Annotated in this window: 17 protein-coding genes; all 17 read left to right on the top strand. The window is 37.8% G+C overall.

What is annotated here, in order from left to right:
* The first annotated feature begins 227 nt into the window (after nucleotides 1-227).
* The 17 genes from acsn021_RS18290 to acsn021_RS18210 all read left to right on the top strand — a co-directional run bounded on the left by acsn021_RS18290 (nucleotide 228) and on the right by acsn021_RS18210 (nucleotide 22779).
* On the top strand, nucleotides 228-1448 hold the full coding sequence (locus acsn021_RS18290; RefSeq protein ID WP_184091772.1) for an FprA family A-type flavoprotein: 1221 nt from the start codon (nucleotides 228-230) through the stop codon (nucleotides 1446-1448).
* 220 nt (nucleotides 1449-1668) lie between these two features.
* Complete coding sequence (locus tag acsn021_RS18285; protein WP_243167809.1) at nucleotides 1669-2688, top strand: right-handed parallel beta-helix repeat-containing protein; 1020 nt, start codon at nucleotides 1669-1671, stop codon at nucleotides 2686-2688.
* Nucleotides 2689-3116: 428 nt separating this feature from the next.
* Nucleotides 3117-4115 (top strand): LacI family DNA-binding transcriptional regulator, encoded by a 999-nt coding sequence (locus tag acsn021_RS18280; RefSeq protein WP_184091774.1) that lies wholly within the window; start codon nucleotides 3117-3119, stop codon nucleotides 4113-4115.
* Nucleotides 4116-4180: 65 nt separating this feature from the next.
* Nucleotides 4181-7357, top strand: coding sequence for a cellobiose phosphorylase (locus acsn021_RS18275; RefSeq protein WP_207725113.1), 3177 nt, complete (start codon nucleotides 4181-4183; stop codon nucleotides 7355-7357).
* Between the two features lie 48 nt (nucleotides 7358-7405).
* Nucleotides 7406-8755: a glycoside hydrolase family 30 protein gene (locus acsn021_RS18270; protein WP_184091776.1), complete on the top strand. Its 1350-nt coding sequence runs from the start codon at nucleotides 7406-7408 to the stop codon at nucleotides 8753-8755.
* 264 nt (nucleotides 8756-9019) lie between these two features.
* The gene (locus acsn021_RS23020; protein ID WP_184091778.1) at nucleotides 9020-9784 is read left to right on the top strand and encodes a lytic transglycosylase domain-containing protein; all 765 of its coding nucleotides are present in this window, start codon (nucleotides 9020-9022) and stop codon (nucleotides 9782-9784) included.
* Nucleotides 9785-9855: 71 nt separating this feature from the next.
* The gene (locus tag acsn021_RS18260) at nucleotides 9856-10353 is read left to right on the top strand and encodes an HD domain-containing protein (RefSeq protein ID WP_184091780.1); all 498 of its coding nucleotides are present in this window, start codon (nucleotides 9856-9858) and stop codon (nucleotides 10351-10353) included.
* Nucleotides 10354-10718: 365 nt separating this feature from the next.
* Nucleotides 10719-11765, top strand: a complete 1047-nt coding sequence (locus acsn021_RS18255) for a LacI family DNA-binding transcriptional regulator (protein WP_184091782.1) — start codon at nucleotides 10719-10721, stop codon at nucleotides 11763-11765.
* A gap of 14 nt (nucleotides 11766-11779) precedes the next feature.
* The gene (locus acsn021_RS18250; RefSeq protein ID WP_243167810.1) at nucleotides 11780-12805 is read left to right on the top strand and encodes an ABC transporter permease; all 1026 of its coding nucleotides are present in this window, start codon (nucleotides 11780-11782) and stop codon (nucleotides 12803-12805) included.
* 12 nt (nucleotides 12806-12817) lie between these two features.
* Nucleotides 12818-13747 carry a carbohydrate ABC transporter permease gene (locus acsn021_RS18245; protein ID WP_184091784.1) on the top strand — a complete coding sequence of 310 codons (930 nt, stop codon included), beginning with the start codon at nucleotides 12818-12820 and terminating at the stop codon, nucleotides 13745-13747.
* A gap of 146 nt (nucleotides 13748-13893) precedes the next feature.
* On the top strand, nucleotides 13894-15468 hold the full coding sequence (locus acsn021_RS18240; protein ID WP_184091786.1) for an ABC transporter substrate-binding protein: 1575 nt from the start codon (nucleotides 13894-13896) through the stop codon (nucleotides 15466-15468).
* A 127-nt stretch (nucleotides 15469-15595) separates the two neighbouring features.
* The gene (locus acsn021_RS18235) at nucleotides 15596-17308 is read left to right on the top strand and encodes a glycosyl hydrolase 53 family protein (protein ID WP_184091788.1); all 1713 of its coding nucleotides are present in this window, start codon (nucleotides 15596-15598) and stop codon (nucleotides 17306-17308) included.
* A 79-nt stretch (nucleotides 17309-17387) separates the two neighbouring features.
* Nucleotides 17388-19457, top strand: coding sequence for a beta-galactosidase (locus acsn021_RS18230; protein WP_184091790.1), 2070 nt, complete (start codon nucleotides 17388-17390; stop codon nucleotides 19455-19457).
* A 300-nt stretch (nucleotides 19458-19757) separates the two neighbouring features.
* Nucleotides 19758-20174: an NUDIX hydrolase gene (locus acsn021_RS18225; RefSeq protein WP_184091792.1), complete on the top strand. Its 417-nt coding sequence runs from the start codon at nucleotides 19758-19760 to the stop codon at nucleotides 20172-20174.
* 184 nt (nucleotides 20175-20358) lie between these two features.
* Nucleotides 20359-20703 carry a hypothetical protein gene (locus acsn021_RS18220; RefSeq protein WP_184091794.1) on the top strand — a complete coding sequence of 115 codons (345 nt, stop codon included), beginning with the start codon at nucleotides 20359-20361 and terminating at the stop codon, nucleotides 20701-20703.
* A 322-nt stretch (nucleotides 20704-21025) separates the two neighbouring features.
* On the top strand, nucleotides 21026-22066 hold the full coding sequence (locus tag acsn021_RS18215) for a lactonase family protein (protein WP_184091796.1): 1041 nt from the start codon (nucleotides 21026-21028) through the stop codon (nucleotides 22064-22066).
* 137 nt (nucleotides 22067-22203) lie between these two features.
* Nucleotides 22204-22779 (top strand): nitroreductase family protein, encoded by a 576-nt coding sequence (locus acsn021_RS18210; RefSeq protein WP_184091798.1) that lies wholly within the window; start codon nucleotides 22204-22206, stop codon nucleotides 22777-22779.
* Nucleotides 22780-22906: the final 127 nt, after the last annotated feature.

The raw sequence follows: 22906 nt of genomic DNA, 5'->3' as shown, positions 1-22906 counted from the left end.
TTTAATAACATTATTTAATTCCTAACAAATGGCAATTATGTGGCAAAATATGTAATACTAATATTATTTAGGCAGGTTACAATAAAAAAGCATTAAGAAAAAAGTAATGAATAGCATCCTATTTTTAAACGGATAAGACCGGTATGAAAAATTCTTTCTATATATTTGGTTGACGTAGGGGTTAAATAAAGATAAAATGAGAATAATATATCGAAGGAGGACTAAATATGCAGGTAAATAATATAGCTAAGGAAACCTATCAGCTTTCTGTTAATGTAGAGAATATATTATTTGAAGGTTTATGGGAAATGCCAAATGGAGTATCCTTAAACTCATATATCATAAAAGGTGAAAAAACAGCAATTGTTGATGGTGTGTGTGGTTGGGACGGGGTTCCGGAAAGCTTGTTTGCCTTATTGGACAAATTAAATATTAATCCAAAGGATATTGAATACTTAATTGTTAACCATGTGGAGCCAGACCATTCCGGTTGGATTGAAGCTTTTAAAAAGATAAATAAGAATTTTCAGGTTGTTTGCAGTAAAAAAGGTAAGGAATTACTTAGCGCATTCTATGGACAGACAGAAAACATTACAGTAGTAGGTGAGAAGGATACGCTTGACTTAGGAAACGGACATGTGATAACCTTTACCGAAATTCCCAATGTGCACTGGCCGGATACCATTGCAGCATTTGATACTCTTACAGGTACTTTATTCTCTTGTGACGCTTTTGGTTCTTTTGGAAAATTAGAGGACAAGATTTATGCAGACCAGTTTAGTGAAGAAGAGCTGAAAGAATATGAGAAGGATACAGTAAGGTATTATTCCAATATCGTAGCCCACTTTTCGCCTCAGGTTAAAAAAGCAGTGGCAAAATGCAGAGAATTACCGGTTAAGCAGATTGCCCCGGGACATGGTCTGATATGGAGAGAGCCGGCGAAGATTATGGATGCCTATTCTGATTACGCAGATTATCAGAAAGGACCTGCCAGAAAAGAAATTACTTTTATCTGGGGTTCTATGTATGGTATGACGGAAACAGCCGTAAAGCATGCCATAAAAATGTTAGAGAAGAAGGACATTACACTTCATGTACATCAGGTGCCTAAAGATTCCTGGGGAACTGTATTAACCTCAGCCTGGACATCAACAGGAATTATTGTAGCAATGCCTACCTATGAATTTAAGATGTTCCCTCCAATGGGAGCTGTGTTAGAAGAATTAGGTAAGAAAAAAGTATTTAATCGTAAAGCATTCCGCTTCGGTTCTTATGGTTGGTCTGGTGGTGCTCAAAGAGAACTTGATGAGATAACCACAAGGCTTGGTATGAACTGGGAGTTTGTTGAACCTGTCGAATTCCTTGGTAAATCGGATGAAGAGGTACTGTCAAAAATCAGTGAACAGATTGATAAACTGGTTAGTCTGGTAGAAGAAGCAGTAAAATAATGAACATTTTTAGTCTGCCTTAGGGCAGGCTATTTTTGTGAAAAACTTAACATGGAAATGATTTACTTATATCTTTTCTGCTGAACTATTTTATGCTATACTAAAGTAGTAAATATTTGGTTGGACTGATGGAGAAGGTTGACCATTATGTTACATAACATTTTAACGATTTTAAACCCAAGGAGAGGTTTAAAATTCATCAAATGAAAGGGGTATAGTAATGAGGAAAAGAAAAAGAAGTATCGCTATGTTTATGACCTGCATCATGTTGGCTAGTTTGTTGTTTGTTAATGCTCATCTGGCAAAAGCTGCAACCACCTACTATTATGTTTCTGTAAGTGGAAATGATTCCAACGATGGCTTATCAAAAGACAAGCCCTTTAAGACTTTAACAAAAGCACTGACAAAGGCAAGTGCCGGAACTACCATATTTGTAATGAATGGTACATACAGCTCTTCCACCACCTTTAAACTAACTGCAAATGGCTCCAGTGGTTCAGAAATCAAGATATTAAATTATAGCGGACATGCTCCGGTAATTGATTTTTCCAGTCAGCCTTATGCGGACAGCTCCAGAGGTTTTCAGATAGCAGGAAATTACTGGATTATAGCAGGGCTCACGATAAAAAATGCAGGAGACAATGGGATACATATCAGTGGGAATAATAACCGTGTACAGGATTGCTTCATTACCGGCTGCGGAGATACGGGACTTCAGATGAGTAATGGAGCTTCTAATAACCGTATTACCAGAGTAACTTCTACTTATAATTATGACTCCAAAACAAATGGAGAGAATGCGGACGGATTTGCTGCAAAGCTGAATGTGGGACCTGGTAATATCTTTGAAAATTGTACGGCATTGTATAATTCAGATGATGGATTTGACTTTTACCAGGCTGGTAATGCTGTGAAGGTTTATAACAGTGAAGCATCTTACAATGGAGTTTCAGATGGGAATGGTCAGGGATTTAAAGTAGGCGGTAATTATACTGCTGACAACCATTATCTTGAGAATTGCAAAGCCATAGGAAACAGGTCGAGGGGGTTTGACCTTAACAATAATACGGGTGCTATAACACTTGTAAAATGCACCGGTACAAGTAATAATGTAAACTTTAATTTCCCGAAGGCACCTTCCTCAGGAAAACACAAATTTACAGATTGTATCTCGAGCAATGGAAAAAATAAAGATGTTATTGTAGGAGCAACAGTAGTTAATTGTTCCTTTAAACAATAAAATACTGCCATTGCAATTTAGAATATATAGATAGAAGAAGCTCTATGGCTTTCCTTCACAAAAACTGGATTCAAGACATATCTTCAATTTATAAACAATAAAAAAGAGATAGCTTCGATGTAAAATCGGTGCTGTCTCTTTTTGCGTTTATGAGCGTATAGAGCTAAAAACGTTTTTATAATATATTATGTATAATAATTCATACAATGGAATTAAAAATAAAATATTTATTGCAATTTTAAAATTAAGAAATAAAAATTCATATAATTTGCACTAAAAAGTGTAAATATCAAAAGAATTCATTAGATATACGCAATAAAAACGTTTTTATTCTTGCATAATAGATTTGGTGATTATATAATAACAATAAGAGTTAATAAAAGGATATGATAGAATTATGTAGGTAAAGACATATAGCAGGAGGTAACATGGTAACGATTAAAGATGTGGCAAGGGAATCAGGAGTAGCAATTTCCACTGTTTCCAATGTGCTGAATCATGTAGATGTTGTAAGTGAAGAAACAAAAAGAAAGGTTTTAGAGGCAGCCCATAAGCTAAATTATGTACCAAACATGAATGCGAAGTTCTTAAAGACCAACAAAAAAAACACCGTTGGCCTGTTTTTGCCTAGTATTCAAGGAGATTTTTATAAAATGCTGATGCAGGCAGTTCACTTGCGGTGTAAGTTACAAGGATATTTACTTAATATATATGTAAGTAATGAAAATACCAGTGAAGAAATCTACAGTATGATTATCTCATCTGGAGTCGAGGGAGCCATTGTTTTAAATGAAGGGTTGTCAGACCAGTTTATTGAAAGAATTAGACTGACAGGGCTTCCGGTGGTATTTATAGACAGGGAAATAGAAGGTAAGGGTATCTCCAGTGTTATTATTGATAATACAGTGGGCGCAGCACTTGCTATGGAATACTTAATAAAACAGGGACATCGACGAATCGGATATATACATGGAATTCATAATTATGATGATGAAGCCAGATTTGGGACTTATGTTAACGTACTTAACAAGTATTCACTGCCAGTGGATGAAGCAATCATTTTAAGAGGCTATTTTGAGGAGGCAGTAGCCTATAGTGAGATGAGAGTACTGTTATTAAAGAAGATTCCGCTGCCGGATGCAGTGTTTTGTGCCAATGATGAAATGGCTTGGGGGTGTATACGGGCACTGACAGAGGCCGGTATACGGGTGCCGGAAGCGGTTAGTGTTATGGGCTTTGACGACAATACACTGGCAGCATATTACAAGCCGGCTTTAACTACCGTACACAGTCCGGTCACGGAACTTGGTAACATAAGTGCGGAGGAAATTATTAGACTCATGAAAGGGCATGAAGGAATTAAGGGAACAATCCACAGACTGAATCCAGAGCTTATACTACGGGAATCCTGTGCAATTAAATTATAATAAAGAAGAGGTACCAAACGCAAATTTGTGCCTGTAACTTAAAGGTTGCAGGTATGGGAAAGGGCATGATAATAATTATGAGAAGATATTTTTTAGAGGGTGAAACTTATGTTATGGAGGATTACGATAAATTACCGGCTTTTTCTAGTTTTCTGCCGGGACTTGCAGGAATTCGGGGGATTCCTGTATGGGTCTATTATACCAACCGGGGACAGGGTATTAACAGTTTTGGAGTACATAATAAAAGTAATGCCATTATGGAGTTTAATCCTGCCAATACCGCTTATGAGAATACCGCTGTAAAAGGTTTTCGTACCTTTATTCGCTGTAACGGGGTTTTTTATGAACCATTTTTTCCAAGTTTACTAAAGACAGAACGCACTATGTACATGAACAAGAATAGCTTTAAGATTCAGGAGACAAATGCAGATTACGGTTTGAGAATAACCATTACATATTATGTCTTACCAGAAGAGCCAGTGGGGGGACTGGTAAGGAAGGTAGAGCTTGAAAATATCAGTGAGGAAGAAAAGGACATTGAACTCCTTGACGGACTTCCTAAAATTATTCCATACGGGATTAAAAATGGGGATTTTAAAGAAATGTCCAATCTGCTAAAGAGCTGGACGGAGATTAAACATAGAGATACAATTCCTTACTATACACTACGTGCAACCAGTGACGATTCTGCTAAAGTGGATGAAATAGAGGGAGGCTATTATTATCTGACGGTGAAAGAGGGCAGTATTTTACCTGTTATTTATGATGGGGAAGTTATCTTTGGACAAGAAACTTCTTTGCTTTATCCTGTATGCTTTTTAGAAGAGGGATTAGCAGGCGTATTAAAACAGGAACAGTGCTATGCTAATAAGATACCTTGTGGTTTTACGCCGGTGAAGACTTCGTTAAAACCCGGTGAGATTTGTCGTTTCTCTACCTTGACAGGCTATTCTCGTACACCGGAACAGATTATAAAGAACAGCATCCATTTTTGTATTGACGGATACTTTGATGAAAAGGAACAAAGAGCAGAGGAGATTGTTAAAGAACTTACGCAGGATGTAGATACCCATACGGCAGTTTCTGTATTTGACCAATATGTAAAACAATGTTATCTTGACAACTTTTTAAGAGGCGGATATCCTTATATATTTAAAGAGGGAGATACTAAAGCAGTTATCCATCTATTTAGCAGAAAGCATGGAGACCCGGAACGGGATTATAACTTTTTTTCCATAGCTGGTGAATATTATTCCCAAGGGAACGGCAACTTCAGAGATGTCTGCCAGAACCGAAGAAATGATGTATTCTTTCATAAGGATATGGACAGCTTTAATATAAAAACCTTCTACAACCTGCTTCAGATAGATGGGTATAACCCATTGGAAGTAAGGCCTTCCACGTTTCAAATAAGAGAAGAAACAAGGGAGGCAGCAGAAGAGTTTATAACCTCCAATGTAATTCAGGGTATTGACAAAATGAAGGCTTTTCTAGAACAGCCGTTTACGCCCGGGCAAGCAGCAGCCTATCTTGCAGATAAGCAAGTACGCTTAGGTGTTAGTGATGACGAATTTATAGCAAAGCTCATTACCTTTTGTAATCAGAATATAGAGGCAGGTTTTGGAGAGGGCTATTGGAGCGATCATTGGAATTATACCTTGGATTTAATTGAAGACTATCAAAAAATATATCCTGACAAAATGATTGCGCTTTTATTTCAGGATAACACCTATCGTTTTTACGACAGTGGTGCTTATGTACTGCCCAGAAGTGAAAAGTATGTAATCTATAAAGAACAGGTAAGGCAATACGGTGCCGTAATTCATGGCGAGGAAAAGTTTAATACACCAGATTTTAATAAGAACGGTACGAATTGGTTAAAGGATGAAAAGGGCAATATTATAGAAACTACCTTAATGGTTAAACTAGTAACGTTAGCCCTGGTTAAATTCACCACCCTTGACCCGGAAGGGATGGGAATTGAGATGGAGGGCGGAAAGCCCGGTTGGAACGATGCTATGAATGGTCTGCCGGGACTGATTGGAAGTGGAATGCCGGAAACGTTTGAATTAAAACGTCTCCTTATATTCATTCGTACCTGGATACAGAAAGAATCTTCCTTGCCGCTTCCGCTTGAGATTCATGAGTTTCTTATAAAGACAATGGAGGCACTTGAAAGTTTGGAGGAGTTTGCCTATTGGGATAAAATGACGTCCTTGCGGGAAGAGTTCCGTGAAAAGGTAAGATTCAGATTAAAAGGAGAAACCTGCATAGCGGATACCAGTCTCCTTTCCGCCGTTTTTAATCGTTTTCTGAACAAAGTACAGATGGGAATAGATAAGGCATGCACTTACGGAAAGGGTATTGTTCCCACGTATTTTACCTACGAAGCCGTAGAATTTTCATCGGTACTCAACCATAAAAAGGAGCCGGTTCTTGGCTATAACGGATTCGTAAAAGCAAAGGTAAAAGCATTTAGGCTAAAGGTATTACCAGTATTTTTAGAAGGACCTGCAAAGCTGCTGGCTGGATTAGAGGATAAGGATTTGGCAAGGGAACTACATTATAAGGTGAAAACCAGTGACCTATATGACAAAAAACTAAAAATGTATAAAACCTCAGTGTCTCTTGAGAATATCTCCATGGAGAATGGAAGAATCAGAGCTTTTACTCCGGGATGGCTGGAACGGGAGAGCATCTTTTTGCACATGGAGTATAAATACCTTTTGGCACTGTTAAAAGCAGGCTTATATAAGGAATATTTTGAGGAAATTAAGACCACACTAATTCCATTTTTACCACCTATGCAATATGGAAGAAGCATATTGGAGAATTCCTCCTTTATAGCCTCCAGTGCCAATCCTGATACGAAAGTACATGGCAGAGGTTATGTAGCCAGACTTAGCGGTTCTACTACTGAACTTCTTTCTATGTGGATTGAGCTATTTGCCGGTAACCAGATATTTACATTAGAAAATGGTGAGTTGGTCTTGCATCTTAAACCGCGTCTGCCGGACTGGATGTTTGATGAACGGGGAGAAGTCTCCTTTATATTGTTTTCTGGTTGCAAAGTAACTTACCAGAATAAAGGGAGAAAGGCGACCTTTGGAGCAGATAAAGCCGTTATTAAGAGAATTCTTCTGCCGGAAGGTGAATGTGTAAGAGGAAAGGTTTTGACAGGAGAGAGAGCGTTAAAGGTTAGAGATGGAAGGATAAGAGAACTAATGGTTATATTAGAATAAAACAGTTACTAAATTGTAGTAATTCATAATAAAAGGGGGTTGCATACTATGGGTGCAGCAATGGAATTTTTTATAACGACGTATGAAGGGAATAAAAAAGTAACAAAGAAGCAGACAATACCTCTTACAGTTGATAAAGGTGCGGCAATGAACGTTGTTAATGTGTATACGGAACGTACTTACCAGACTATGTTAGGGTTTGGTGGTGCTGTTACAGAAGCCGCCGGGTATGCTTTTTCAAAGCTTTCACAGGAAAAGCAGTCAGAGGTTATAAAACTGTATTTTGGAGTAGAGGGTAATCGCTATTCTATGATACGCACGCATCTTGATAGCTGTGACTTTTCCCTAAAGAATTATAGTGCCATGGAGAACGCAGAGGATAAGGAGATGAAGTCTTTTTCCTTACAGCAGGAGGAAGAATATATCCTGCCTCTGTTAAGGGCTGCAAGAGAGGAACGAGGAGAAGCGTTTGACTTAATGCTATCCCCTTGGTCGCCACCAGCTTTTATGAAAACCAATGAAGACAGGAACCATGGGGGAAAATTAAAGGAGGAATACAAGGAATTTTGGGCAGAGTATATCTGCCGTTATATAAAAGAATACGAGAAAAAAGGTTTTTTAGTAAACCGTATTACCATTCAAAACGAGCCGGAGGCAGTCCAGACCTGGGATTCCTGCATTTATTCTGGTGAGGAGGAAAAGGAGTTCTTAAGGGATTACTTATATAAAGCGTTGAAAAAGCATCATTTGAACCGGATAAAGATAAATATCTGGGATCACAATAAAGAACGGTTGTATGAACGGGCGATGGCAGTCATAGATAAGGATACGGAACCAATGATTGATGGAATTGCTTTTCACTGGTACACCGGGGATCATTTTGAAGCAATTGGCTTAACAAAGGAAGCATTTCCTGAAAAAGAGCTGATTTTTACGGAAGGTTGTGTGGAGTATAGCCGCTTTGACAAAGACCAATTAAGAAATGCGCAGATGTATGCCCATGATATGATCGGAAATATCAATGCCGGTATGACTGGCTTTATGGACTGGAATATTTTTTTGGATGAAAAGGGCGGTCCCAATCATGTTAATAATTTTTGTGATGCACCTATTATGATAGATACGAATAATGACAAGTATGAAATTAAGCTATCCTTTGATTACATTGGACATTTTAGCAAGTATATTAAAAAAAATGCAAAACGGATTGCGCATACGAGTTATACAGATAAATTAGAACTGACTGCTTTTAAAAATCCAGATGATTCAATTGTAGTAGTATTGTTAAACCGAACCAATGAAGATATACCGGTCTGTCTTAGAATGAAAGGCTGCAACACAGAGATAGTAGTTACTAAGAATTCCATTGCAACAGGAGTTATAGTGTGGGAAAGCTAGGGAAATATGGAGAGATCGGATTTGAGGGCTGGCAGAACGTATACAGAGAATGGAGAGGTAGAAGAACTAGAGGGTACAGATTTTTATAGGATAGGAAAAGAAGCTGTATACGAGATATGACATAATACCTAAGGATTTTTACTTGCACTCTTTGCCCTGTATAGGTTATAATACTTTTATGAATTGTTCTTAAACTTGCGAAAAACCTTGTATTCCTGTGCATATCGGCTCTGGGAGTACAGTCAAGAACCTAAGGAGAAAAAGATGTCAGCAATCAACGGGATAAGTAATGTAAACAAGAATAATGCCATAAGTGTAAATACGGAGCAAAAAAATAAGAGCGCAAAGGGAGATTTTGCATCCTATTTAGGTGAAACCAAATCCATGGATCAAATCTTTGCAGAAGCAGCTAAAAAATACAATGTATCAGAAAATCTGCTAAAAGCCATTGGCAAAGCTGAATCAGGCTATAATGCCAATGCAGTATCAAGAAGCGGAGCACAGGGAGTTATGCAGCTTATGCCTGCAACCGCAGAATATCTTGGTGTAACGGACTCATTTGATGCAGAGCAGAATATTATGGGCGGTGCCAAATATATTTCTGAATTACTGAATAAATACAACGGTAATACCAGTCTGGCTCTTGCTGCATATAACGCAGGTATGGGAAATGTATCAAAATACGGTGGTATTCCGCCTTTTGAGGAAACTCAAAATTATGTTAAGAAGGTTACAGGCTATATGAATCAAGGAGTAAGTGCCGGAAATGTTACGGTAGCAGTCGGAAATTATTCCGCCACCTTACAAAGCACTGCCCAAATTAAAAGCAATCTGATTACCGGAACTTCTGAAACTGAAACAGAGACTACACAAGCAGACCTGATAGAGTTATTTACCTACGATGATTATCTGAAATTTTTAGAAACCTTCTTCGAAGATAAGGAAGAAGAGGAGAAGGAAGATAATTCTAATTATTTCGGTTCAAAGGCAATCAGCTATAACATACCGGTAAATAATTTGTTTAAGTAAATAGTATGGGTTTGTAGTAACAGTATCAAGTTGGTTGGCAGGCATATATCGGAAAGGGCATAGTTATTTATATGAAGAAAATAGGAAAAGTAATAGAAGCAATGATAGAATACTACACCGGTGATATCCGCCGGATAAACCATTTTCTTAAAGTGTATGCTTATGCAAAAACCATAGGTGAATTGGAACAGCTAGAAGAAACTATGCAGGAAATACTTGAAGTTACTGCGGTAGTTCATGATATCGGTATTAAAATCAGTGAAGAAAAATACAACAGCAGTGCAGGAACATATCAGCAGATAGAAGGACCTGGTATTGCAAGACCAATGCTTAAGAGATTGGGGTATGAAGAAGATTTTATTGACCGAGTATGCTTTTTAATTGGACATCATCATACCTATCATACGATAGACGGACTTGATTACCAGATACTTGTAGAAGCAGACTTTTTGGTTAATTTAGACGAAGATAAGTCCTCTGCCGCTGTCATACAGAATGTAAAAGAAAAGATTTTTAAAACCAAAGCAGGTTTTAAGATTCTTGAGCAATGCTTTGGAAAGGCTAGATAAATCATAAATATATAAGGTTATATTATTTTAAAATTGATGTTGGATTGTAAGAATATAAGTCCAGTCATCAAAGCTTTAATATAATATAACCTTTTTTGTTGTCCAATAATACTTATGGCTGAGTCAGTCTGAAAAGTATTTTAGGTTCTAAATAGATTAATAAATATAAGTTGCGCAATTAGTTGCGCAAAAAAATAAATAAAAATATATAATTTGTACAATATTCATGAAAATAATATATAAATTTAGATAATTGAAATAATAATGCATAATGATATAATTATTTTAGAACAAAAGATTGAGCAACTTGACGGAAAGGATTGTGCAATACAGCCGTTAAAAATGGTATTGCAGCAGGTGCATCTATGGTAGAGCAGGATAAAACCAGTAAAAGTACTTTTTCAGCTGGCAGAGCATCAAAAGTAGAAAGGCTTACCATATCGGATATTGCTGAGGAATTGGGGGTATCAAAAACCACCGTATCCAGAGCTATATCTGGAAAGGGACGCATTGGCAGGGAAACGGTACAGCGTGTTATGGAATGCATTGAAAAACATAATTACAACCCCAATTCCTTTCTTAGAGGTTTAGCTAGTTTGAAAACCTACAATGTAGGGGTTGCATTCCCGGCTGATGACAATGTACGTAATACACCGTTTTTTCAACGCTGTCTTCTTGGGGTATGTGAAGTAGCAGCAGCTCTTAATTATGATGTGGTGGTAACTACAGTAAAAGAAAATGATATTAATCTGTTAAAGCGACTGGTGGAAAATAAAAAGGTGGATGGAATTATCCTTACCAGAAACTTAACCAATGACATGGCGACGGCTTACCTTAAGCAAAGAGAGATGCCGTTTTTACTAATTGGTTCCAGTGAAGATGATACTATAGTTCAAATTGATAATAATCATATGGAGGCATGTGAAAAATTAACGTCCCTCCTTTTAGCAGATGGGGTGAAACGAATCGCTTTAATTGCAGGGGATTTAAATCATATGGTTAACCGATTTCGATGTGAGGGATATTTTAATGCATTAAGAAGATACGGAATATCAATTGAACAGGATATGATATTTTCTGATTGTAACAGTGCGGTTTTTGTGGAACAGGCGGTTCGATATATTCTTAAACGCCAATCGGAATGTATTGTTTGTACGGATGATGTCATCTGCGGCAGGGTATTGTCCATGCTTTTGGAGGAAGGGTATGTGATACCTAGAGATATCAAAGTAGCGTCTTTTTACGACAGTATTTATTTAGAGACGAATAATCCACCAGTTACTGCTATTGGTTTTAAAGCGGAAGAACTGGGAACAGTGGCAGGAAAGCGACTCATTGATCTGATAGAAGGAACTAGCAGCAGATATAAAACCATTCTGGATTATGAGATACATTTAAGACGCTCCACTTAGGAAAACTCATTGTTATGAGAAAAAATAGAAAGGACTCTGCAATTATGAAAAGTAAAAACGTCCAACTCTCCGCTTTAAAGGAATCAAATGCAAAAAATACATATACAAAAACAAGAAGAAAGAAACAGAATGGCTTTTGTTATAAGCTGGTGAAATACCGGGTTTTTCTGTTGATGCTGCTTCCGGCTCTATTGTATACCTTAGTATTTAGTTATATTCCAATGGGGGGAGTTATCCTTGCTTTCAAAAAATATAGCTATGCAGGCGGTATATTTAACAGCCCATGGAACGGCTTAAAGAATTTTGAATTCTTCTTTAAATCAGGGCAGGCACTGTTGGTAACAAAAAATACTGTCTTATACAACCTTCTCTTTATTGCTTTTAATACTTGTCTTCAGATAACGGTAGCAGTTCTTTTGACAGAAGTGAAAAATAAACATTTTAAAAAGATATCTCAATCTATAATGTTTCTCCCCTATTTTATATCTTGGGTTATTGTGTCGGTCATTGCTTTTAACTTGCTAAGCTTTGATTATGGGGTAATAAACAGTATTATTGAAAAGCTTGGAGGAGAAAAAATTAATTTCTATACAACAGGAACCGTGTGGCCGATTATTTTAACCTTGTTTGGAGCCTGGAAGGGAGTAGGGTATGGTTCGGTTATGTATCTGGCAGCCATTATGGGGATTGACACTTCAATCTATGAGGCAGCTTCTATAGACGGTGCTAATGTCTTCCAGCGTATTTTTAAAATAACTATACCACTTATGATGCCTACGGTGGTGATACTCTTCTTATTAGCGGTAGGTGGAATTTTTAAAGGTAATTTTGATATGTTTTACAACCTGGTCGGAAATAATGGTGTGCTTTATAATTACACCGATGTTATAGATACTTTAACCTTCCGTGCTTTAATTAGTAATAATGATTTCGGTATGTCTGCCGCTGCCGGTTTATACCAGTCAGTATTGTGTTTTGTAACGATTCTATTAGTAAATAAACTGGTAAGTATCTACAGTAAAGATTATACCCTGTTTTAGGAGGATAAGGACATGAAATTAAAAATAAAAGCAGCATCTTATGAAATAAAAAAGAGCAGTGATGCCAAACTACTTTCTTTTCTTGCTTACTTCATCAATGGGGTCATTGCGCTGTTTTGCCTGATACCTTTTATCATGGTAGTGTCTGCCTCTTTTTCCTCAGAGGAGGCTATTAAAAGATTTGGTTTTAGTCTCTACCCCAGAGAATTTACATTGGAAGCCTATACCACTGTTTTTAAAGAACCCATGGTTGTATTAAGGGCATACGGGGTAACTATAGTCCTAACAATACTTGGCACTTTAGCCGGTTTGTTTTTACAAACCATGACGGCCTATGTCCTGTCCAGAAAAGAGTTTGAATGGCGGAATAAATTTTCATTCTTTTTTTACTTCACCACACTGTTTAGCGGAGGTCTGGTTCCAAGTTATATTTTAATGACCAGATATCTGGGATTAAAGGATAGTTATCTGGCATTATTTTTACCGCTTTTATTCAGTGTTTATAACCTTCTGGTAATGAAGAGCTACATAATGGGATTACCGGAATCTTTAATTGATGCCGCCAAAATAGATGGCTGCGGAGAATTCGGAACGATGGTTAAGGTTGTGATACCTCTATTAAAGCCAGCCATGGCAACAGTTGGTCTATTTATTGCGTTGGCTTATTGGAATGACTGGTATAATGCCATGCTTTACATAGGTAAGGAGTCCATGCATCCTTTACAGTACTTTTTATACAAACAGGTCAATAACATAGAGGCTTATAAAAGAATTATTGAGTCTCAGCAAGTAAGCAGTGAGGCAGCTTCTGCCATGTCCATGCCGACCCAGTCCTTAAAGATGGCACTGACAGTGGTAGTTACCGGTCCAATCATATTGTTATATCCTTTTGTCCAGAAATATTTTGTACAGGGAATTACCATTGGTGCGGTAAAAGGCTAATCATGTTATAAATCTCTGTTTACATATAGGGATTTATATAGAGTACAAATTTTAACAATATTCTTATTAGGTAATTGCGAAACGCTTTGATTCCATTGCTCAAATTAGTCGTTTACAATTGTCTAACTATTATTAAGGAGGAGTTTATGAAAAAAAGGGTTTTATCTATGATTATGATATTTGTTATGCTTACTGTAATATTCACAGGCTGCGGTTCTGGTAGCAAAAATAAGGATAAGGATACCGTATCAGAAGTAACAGAAGGTGGCACAAGGACTTATAACGGAGTAGATATCTCAAAAGAATTAACCTTAAAAATGTATCTTCTGGGTGACCGTTCTAAAGATTTTGACAAGGTTTATACAGAAATAAATAAGATATTAAAGGAAAAGTTAAATACCACGGTTGAAATTGAATTCTTATCCTGGAGTGAGCACGATACGAAATATTCGCTGCTGTTTTCATCAGGAGAGGAATTTGACCTGATATTTACGGCTTCTGGTTGGGGGCACTATGAAGCCACTGCTGCAATGGGAGGGTTTTATGAATTATCAGAAGACTTTATAAAAACCTATGCTCCGGATATATGGAAGGTAGTACCCTCAGCTGCTTGGACGCAGGCATTAATTGACGGTAAGGTGTTTATGGTACCAAACTATCAGAATGAATTTGCTGTTAACGTACTTGCGATACGTGGGGATTTAATGAAGAAATATGGATATGATACTATCGCCAGTTGGGATGACTTGATTGCTTACTATGGGGATATTACAACTGGAGAAGCAGGAATTACGCCTCTTGGCACACAGGGCGGCGGACTATTATATCCGTTTTTGTTACATAAGGGAGTTGATACCATTGGAGGGTCACCTAGCGAGCTTTTTATTTATAATACCTTGACTCCTGAAGATTTATCTATAACCTATGCTCTGGATTGGGAGGGATTTGCAGAATATTGCAAGGCAGTAAAGCAGATGTTTGATGCAGGCTACTGGTCAGCAGATAGTCTGGCCACTACAGAAGAGAGACAGGATGGCCTGCTCAATGGAACCGCCGCTTCTATGGTATGGAATTTAGGTTCTTGTAAGCTCTATGCAGAACAGGCAAATAGAGAGCATCCGGACTGGGAAGTGACTATAGTTGACATTGCATCGGATATATCAAAAGGTGTTAATCCATATATTAATAACGGTGTTGCTATTAATGCAGTCAGCAATCATAAAGAACGTGCCATGATGGTATTAAATGAATTTTATACAAATCCTGCTATATATGACCTTGCCTCTCTTGGAATTGAAGGTACGCATTGGGAAGCGGTTTCAGATGACCAGTATAAGCTGTTAGATGCCAATTCAGATTATGGTGTAGACAATAACTGTAACTGGGGCTGGACGAATGCGGATATCAGAAGAAAACAATACATTGAGAATCCTACGGCTCTTGATAACAAAGCGCAGGAATTACAGGATACTTGGAGTAAAGATATTAAAGCAGACCATATATATGATGGTTTTACATTCGATAACTCTAAGGTTAGTTCAGAAATTGCAGCAGTGGGGACTGTAATTACACAGTACTATACACCGTTAATGTGTGGTATGGCAGGAGACGTGGACAAAGCAATCAATGAGTTGCGCACCCAGTTAGACAATGCCGGCATACAAAATATTTATGATGAGATTCAAAAACAGGCGGCGGCTTTCGTAGAGAGTAAAAAATAACTTATAAAGCGCATTCCTTACCGGGCACTGGCATTTTGAATATGCTCTCTGGACTGTCTGACAAAAGGGTGTCTGGCAGTCCTTTTTCTTTCATAAATAGAAATAGAGCACATAGATGGGAGTTTTTATGAATTTTATAAAAGGTATGGATATATCCTTTCTTACAGAGCTGCTTGATTGTGGGGTCTGCTTTCGGGATAAGGAAGGAAATCGGAGAGAAATATTTGAATTATTAAAGGAAAATGGAGTAAACTCCATCCGTCTTAGATTATGGAATGAACCGGAAAATGTAATAGAGTCAAAGGGATACTGCAATTTAGACCATACAATTGCTATGGCAAAAAGAATCAAAGAAAATCACATGAGTTTTTTCCTGGATTTTCATTATTCTGATTTCTGGGCAGATCCCGGAAAACAAGAGAAACCAAAAGCCTGGAAAGAACTTGATAAGGAGGGGTTAATTCAGGCCGTCTATGAGTATACCAAACAGGTGTTAAACACGTTAAAGAAAGAAGGGGTGCTGCCGGATTTGGTACAGATCGGAAATGAAATTCGAAGCGGTATGCTTTTTCCGGACGGAGAAGTTCCGGATTATCATGGATTGGTACAACTTATTAATGCAGGTATCCGGGCAGTCCGGGAATTTGCCGGCGTACAGGTGGTTATCCATCTAGACCAGGGCGGCAGATACCATTATCTTCGTGACTGGTTTGATGCGGCTATCTCTCAGGGACTAGATGCATTTGATATAATCGGGCTATCATATTACCCGTTCTGGCACGGAACCTTTGCAGATTTGAAGGAAAGTATGGTTAAGCTCGTTAAACGGTACCAAAAGCCAATTATTATTGCAGAAACAGCACACGCATGGAGAAAGACAGAAGATGGATTTATAGGAGAGCAGCAGGAGAAGATAGCAGGGTTTCCGGCAACACCGGAAGGACAGCGTAAGGTATTGGATCTTGTAATGAGTATTACAGCTTCCTTAGAAGATGACATGGGTCTTGGAATCTATTACTGGGAACCGGTCGTAGTTCCAGAGGATGGGGTACCTGGCTGGTCCAGCAATATGGGAATTTTTGATGAAGAGGCTAAGGCATTGCCGGCCCTTGAGAGCTTTCGGTTTACAAAAACGAAGGAAGAAATAATTAACCCTGTAAAAATTTATATGCCGGAACCAATCGTTGTTACAGTAGGAGAGGTTACACCGCTGCCGAAATCAATTCGGGTGTTGTATTCCGATGGAAGTGTAACTAACCTGCCTGTTTGGTGGGAAGAATATGATACCAAACAGGCAGGAGAAATACTTGTGCGAGGCTGGGTTAATGAGATATCTAAGAAGGTTCGTATAACTCTGTCCGTTATGGAGAAGCTTGCAAAGGATTATAATTTTATACCAAATGGCAACTTTGAAAATGGGCTTACAGGTTGGCAGATTCAAAAATCGGATGTTCGTGTATTGACAGAGCTGCGTCCTGATTTTATAGAACCATTTCCGGCACCTCCTAAACATTATGTTTATTTAGAAAGTCCCATGAATTTTCAATTTTGTATGCATCATACCATTGAGGGAATAAAAAATGGGGAATATGTTTTAAAGGTGGAGTATATGGGAAGTAATACTACAGGTGTAGATGTTAAGATTTATGCAAAAACCGATGAAAATAGAGCAAAAGAGGCTATTATTTATCCCACGGATGAAAACTGGGTGACTTATGAGCTATCCAATATTATAATAGAAAAGGGAAAGATAGAAGTAGGCATAAAGCTTACGTCACCCCCAGTCTTTGGAAAGGTAAGAAGGTTTGCCTTAATTAAAATGCCAAATAGTCATGCATGAATTAATTATAATAATTTCAAAAGTATTAAGTGTCTGCTATGAAATTAGCAGATTGAAAGGTTAAAAGAAGGGTGTTAAAATGAACAGAACAGAATATAGTGTAAATGAAAAATATCTGCTAAAGAATGGTCAACCCTGGTTTCCAATGATGGGGGAGATGCACTTTACCAGATATCCGAGACAATATTGGAAAGAGTCTTTATATAAGATGAAAGCCGGAGGAATAGAGATAGTCTCCACCTATGTATTCTGGCTGCATCACGAAGAGATTGAAAAGGAATACGATTTTACCGGACAGAGAGACTTAAGGGCCTTTGTAGAAACGGTAAAGGATTGTGGTATGACTTTGTTTTTAAGAGTCGGACCTTGGTGTCATGGAGAAGCCAGAAACGGCGGAATGCCGGATTGGCTGCTAAAGAAGGAGTATAAGGTACGTACCAATAACGAGGAATATTTTGAAGAAGTAACACGTTATTATAAAAAAGTTGCAGAACAGGTAGAAGGGCTTTATCACAAAGACGATGGTCCTATAATCGGTTTACAGATTGAGAACGAATATGGCCACTGCGGAGGATTGCAGGGAGAAGAGGGAGAAGAGCATATGCGTCGTCTGACGGCTATTGCCAAAGACGCAGGTATGATAGTTCCTTATTATACAGCAACCGGCTGGGGAGGAGCTGTTACTGGCGGGTTAATTCCGGTAATGGGGGGATATTGTGAAGCTCCCTGGGATCAGAGGTTAACAGAGATTGAGCCTAGTGGAAATTATATTTTTACACAGGAAAGAAATGACCATAATATCGGCAGTGATTATGGATTTGGAACGGGAATTACCTTTGATATAACAAAGCATCCGTTCCTTACAGCCGAATTAGGCGGTGGGCTTCAGGTAACCCATCACCGAAGACCAGTAGCATATCCAAAAGATATTGGTGCTATGTCCATGGTAAAGTTAGGCTGTGGTGTTAATCTATTAGGATATTATATGTATCATGGCGGCACCAATCCGGAAGGAAAGCTAACGACCTTACAAGAATCCAGAGCAACCGGATATCCAAATGACCTTCCGATATACAGCTATGATTTCTCAGCGCCAATCAGAGAATATGGACAGATGTCTGGTACTTTAAAGGAAATTAAGCTCCTGTCTATGTTTGTAAAGGATTTCGGCAGTGCTTTATGTGAGATGAAAACAGACATTCCAAAGACCAATCCTTTGTATCAAACAAATCTAAGTGACTTGCGTACATCGGTTAGAAGAAATGGTAATCGTGGATATCTATTTGTTAACAACTACCAAAGAAGATATCAGATGGCAGACCATATGGGAGAACTATTAAAGGTTGAACTTGAGAATGAAGTAATCAGCTATCCTGAACGAAATATTAAGAATGGAGATTTCTTCTTCCTGCCTTTTAATATGAGAGTGGGCGACGGAGAATTAAAGTCTGCCATGGCTACACCTTTATGTATATTAAAAGAAGAGAAGGAAACCTATGTATTTTATACCAATCAGGAACCAAAGTATGATTGGGTAAAGGAACCTGTTCATACAAAGGTGCTTACACTTTCAAGAGAAGACGCACTAAATTCCTGGATAGTCAGCCTAGATAAAGAATATCTTGTTATAACCGCAGGCGAGGTAATTGCGTGTGATACCGGATATGAAATTCTTAACCGAAACAGGGAAGGTTTAAAATCCTACCCTAAGCTGCCGGCTGAACCCGTGGGTTACCGTTATGCCGGGGAAGAAAAAGGATTTTCTCTCTATGAATGTGTGGATACAGTACAAGCGTGTGAAGTATCCTATACATTACTGAAAGAAGAAGAGGATAAAAAGTTGTACGAAATAGAAATTTCTGATGAAGTACAAGGAAATGACTGTTTCCTACGTATTCATTTTGGTGGTGATACCGCTAAACTGTATGTAGAAGATTCCTTAGTGGGTGATTGGTTCTATACAGGGCAGATTTGGGAAATAGGCTTAAAGAGATATGGCTTCCCAAGAAAAGTTAAGATAGAAATTACAGCATTATATAAGGATGCACCCCGTTTTTTAGAAACCTGGCCGGAATGTAAAGATGGTATTGCCTGTGAATTATATAATGCCGAAGCAGTCATTGAGAAGGGTTATCATATTAAAAAATAAAATAGTATAAAAAAGCTCCGTGTTATTTGCTAGCACTGTTTCTTAGATATATTTTGTATCAGGAAACAGATGTATGAGACAGACACGGAGTTTTTTCGTACCTATCACGGCCAGATATATTTATTAGCTTTTGCAATTGTGGAAATTTAGTTTTCACAAAACACAAGAATATGTTATATTATTAGAATAAAGCAAAGGGTGATAACAAATATCCTTAAGAATAGTTTCTTGCATCTTCTCATAATTCCTTAGTCTATAAATTATGAGGTAACTGATTATACGGCAAAGGGGGAAACAATCATGAAGAAAATCATCATAAATGCCATGAAAGCAATGATTCTATACAATAAAAAGGTACTTATTGTAAAAAGGACGGATAATAATCGAATTGGTGGAGGCACATGGGAATTTGCCGGAGGTAAATTAGAATTCGGTGAAGATTTAATATCAGGGCTGAAGCGTGAAATTTTAGAGGAAACAGGACTTGAAGTAACGGTTGATAGATTATTATTTGCAACTACCTTTCAGACGCATGAATACCGTCAGGTAGTTATTATAAATTATTTATGCAAATGTAATACGGATAAGGTAATACTTTCAGAAGAACACACTGAATATGTGTGGGCCGATAAGGAACTTCTAAAAAAACGTCTGGGCAAACGAATGTTAAAAGATTTAGACGATAATAAAGTACTAGAACAACTGGAACTGGAATAAAGAACAAAGGCAGCAGTACTTACTTATATGAATAATATAAGAAAAAGAATGCAGACTAAACACAGAAATAAACTATATATTATAAAGTTAGTCAATGCGAAACTGTTATTTTACCTACTTCTAACCTATGACCTATCGTTTCGCAATCACTTAATGTTATGAAGTATATGTAAGGAGGAATGGGATGGAAGATACAAGATACCGCATAACTACCTGCCTGATTCATTCTGGATTATATTTGGTTGGTATAATACTTCCTTGGCTTTATTTTTTTGAATTGCTGCCCTTAAGTTACCGTGGTTTAACAGTAGCTTGGGAGGCTGTTCTTTATACTGTCTGGGGAATTGTTCTGCTATTGCTAATAATGCAGGCAAGAAAAGATGTTAGACGTTTTAAGGAAACAGAAGCAGAATATGTGAATCGACGAATGTGGAAGGTTACATTTGTAATCCAGATGTTTTTAATGGCTTTTACCTTGGGGTATTTAATACTCGTCTTACTGCTCATAGGTGTCAGCTATTTGTTGTAATGGTTAATACGTGTATTTTACTATCTCTCATTACAAGTATATGCTGTATGTTTTGTTGAAATTGCATAAAATTATCTTTCATACGAAGTAAATTGTTGCCATAATGCAGAAACAGGATTAAAATAGAAGTTAGCAATAAGAGCCGGCATAGGTCAAGAGTCCTAACTATAAGCCGGAACAGGTTGAAGGAAAATACAAATAAAGGAAAGCCACATAGGTATTCTTTCAACTGTTGTATTGTGGCAGGGAGTTTTTTGAATACAGACATTATGATTGGGGATTTACGGATTTAATCAGCAGAAACTCCTTAACAGGTATCGATATGAAAGATAGTAAGAAAAGAGAACTATTGATTTCCGGTTATGGGCCGGATGAGAATAACAAAACGTCTGTAGCGTTGTATGAACTGAACCAGAATAAGGAGGTCGGAAGGAAAATGTGGGCAGATTCCTTGACAGCCCCCTCCTATTTAACTACCTATCGTGATATCTGTTTTATAATTCGGGAAGAAAGTGGCAGTGGCTCCGTGCTTTGTTATCAAAGAGTGGAAGATGAATATATACTAAGAGATGAATTAAAACTCCACGGAGGAGCTTTATGCCATATTATGTATCAGCCGACGGACAAAGTACTTTATTGCTCTTTTTATGAAACCGGACATGTCGCGGCAGTCAAGGTTGAAGATTATCATTTTGTAAAAATTCTAAACTTCTTCCAGATACAGCCGGAACACCCTGGAGAACTTACCAGAGCTCACTGTGCGGTATTAGAACCGGAAGGAACACGAGTCTTTGTTTCGAATATTGCACTCGATAGAGTCTACATATATAATTCCAGGGAAGGGGAACTTAGTCCCGATACTGCATTGGAATATATTCAATTAGAAAAAGGTGCTGGGCCAAGGCACTTAAAGTTTCATCCTCTTTTGAATTATCTCTATGTCATTACAGAATATAGCAATGAAATATATGTCTATTGTTTTGACAGGGAAGATACCACAATACAGGTAAAGCTTATCCAAAAAATCAGTACACTGCCGGAAGGATTTTACGGGGAAAGCAGCGGATCTGCTCTTGAGATTTCAAAAGACGGCAGATTTTTATATGGTGCAAATAGAGGAGCAGACACCATTGCAGTTTTTGACATTACACCATCGGGTACCCTAAAGAAAATACAGGACGTAAAGTGCGGAGGAAGGCATCCAAGGCATATAGCACTTTTAAAGGATGATACGGGGCTGGTTGTGGCAAATCAACATTCGAATGAGGTAGTTATATTTGGTGTGGATGAGAATAGTGGAATCCTTACTGGAATCTTAAGCCGTTATGAATTTTATGCACCTGCTTATGCAGAGGAAGTATAAGTTGAGGGTATTTTAGTAATGGATGCGAAGAAGTTTTCCTGTACTGTTTGATGATAAGGATGTGAAAAATAAGTATAAAGACCTTGCTTTAAGCTGTGGGCTAAGAATAAGTGAAATATGAAAGGAAATGAAAGACTATGATGCAGGAATTGGTGAAAAAGACCCGTTCATATAGAAGATTTTATGGAGAAAAGACTATAACGAAGGAACAACTGGAAAGTCTGATTGCGTTAGCAAGATTAGCACCCAGCGGCGCCAATCGACAACCCTTAAAATATATTCTCGTTCATACGAAAGAGTATAACGATTTAATCTTTGATCATATTGGCTGGGCAGGATATCTAAAGGAATGGGTTGGTCCGCCAGCAGAGGAAAGACCAACTGCTTACATTGTAATGTTAAGGGACACAACAATTAATAAGGTACAGACTATGGACGAAGGAATCGCAGCCCAGACTATATTTTTAGGAGCGTCTGCCCTGGGACTGGGAGGCTGCTTTATTGGAAGTTTTAAAAAAGAAGAGATTAGACAAGGGCTAGGTATTGATGAACAATATGAAATTGCAGTAATTATTGCCCTGGGTCATCCAAAAGAAGAAGTTGTAGTCGAAGAACTATCAAAAGATAACGATGTGAAGTATTGGAGAGATGCAAATCAGGTACATCATGTGCCAAAAAGAAAATTAGAAGATATTATTGTGAAAGAGCTATAAAGATGAACCGCTGGTAAAGAAGAGTTTTGTTTTGTTGCAGAAAAATTGCTATAGACATATCCTACTATAGATTTTTATGAAAATTACGCATATAATTAAGGGCATGGAATTATCATGTAAGTAAGAC

It is taken from the genome of Anaerocolumna cellulosilytica (genome assembly GCF_014218335.1).
Taxonomy (GTDB): domain Bacteria; phylum Bacillota; class Clostridia; order Lachnospirales; family Lachnospiraceae; genus Anaerocolumna; species Anaerocolumna cellulosilytica.
The sequence above is the reverse complement of the archived record's forward strand: the minus strand, read 5'-3'. Positions and strand labels throughout refer to the sequence as shown.

Bases quoted from the DNA above. Each gene is read 5' to 3' on its own strand.
- acsn021_RS18220 (WP_184091794.1), top strand. From the start codon at position 20,359: ATGGAAGATACAAGATACCGCATAACTACCTGCCTGATTCATTCTGGA.
- acsn021_RS18235 (WP_184091788.1), top strand. From the start codon at position 15,596: ATGAATTTTATAAAAGGTATGGATATATCCTTTCTTACAGAGCTGCTT.
- acsn021_RS18230 (WP_184091790.1), top strand. From the start codon at position 17,388: ATGAACAGAACAGAATATAGTGTAAATGAAAAATATCTGCTAAAGAAT.
- acsn021_RS23020 (WP_184091778.1), top strand. From the start codon at position 9,020: ATGTCAGCAATCAACGGGATAAGTAATGTAAACAAGAATAATGCCATA.
- acsn021_RS18240 (WP_184091786.1), top strand. From the start codon at position 13,894: ATGAAAAAAAGGGTTTTATCTATGATTATGATATTTGTTATGCTTACT.
- acsn021_RS18280 (WP_184091774.1), top strand. From the start codon at position 3,117: ATGGTAACGATTAAAGATGTGGCAAGGGAATCAGGAGTAGCAATTTCC.
- acsn021_RS18245 (WP_184091784.1), top strand. From the start codon at position 12,818: ATGAAATTAAAAATAAAAGCAGCATCTTATGAAATAAAAAAGAGCAGT.
- acsn021_RS18210 (WP_184091798.1), top strand. From the start codon at position 22,204: ATGATGCAGGAATTGGTGAAAAAGACCCGTTCATATAGAAGATTTTAT.
- acsn021_RS18290 (WP_184091772.1), top strand. From the start codon at position 228: ATGCAGGTAAATAATATAGCTAAGGAAACCTATCAGCTTTCTGTTAAT.
- acsn021_RS18250 (WP_243167810.1), top strand. From the start codon at position 11,780: ATGAGAAAAAATAGAAAGGACTCTGCAATTATGAAAAGTAAAAACGTC.
- acsn021_RS18275 (WP_207725113.1), top strand. From the start codon at position 4,181: ATGATAATAATTATGAGAAGATATTTTTTAGAGGGTGAAACTTATGTT.
- acsn021_RS18225 (WP_184091792.1), top strand. From the start codon at position 19,758: ATGAAGAAAATCATCATAAATGCCATGAAAGCAATGATTCTATACAAT.
- acsn021_RS18270 (WP_184091776.1), top strand. From the start codon at position 7,406: ATGGGTGCAGCAATGGAATTTTTTATAACGACGTATGAAGGGAATAAA.
- acsn021_RS18260 (WP_184091780.1), top strand. From the start codon at position 9,856: ATGAAGAAAATAGGAAAAGTAATAGAAGCAATGATAGAATACTACACC.
- acsn021_RS18285 (WP_243167809.1), top strand. From the start codon at position 1,669: ATGAGGAAAAGAAAAAGAAGTATCGCTATGTTTATGACCTGCATCATG.
- acsn021_RS18255 (WP_184091782.1), top strand. From the start codon at position 10,719: ATGGTAGAGCAGGATAAAACCAGTAAAAGTACTTTTTCAGCTGGCAGA.
- acsn021_RS18215 (WP_184091796.1), top strand. From the start codon at position 21,026: ATGAAAGATAGTAAGAAAAGAGAACTATTGATTTCCGGTTATGGGCCG.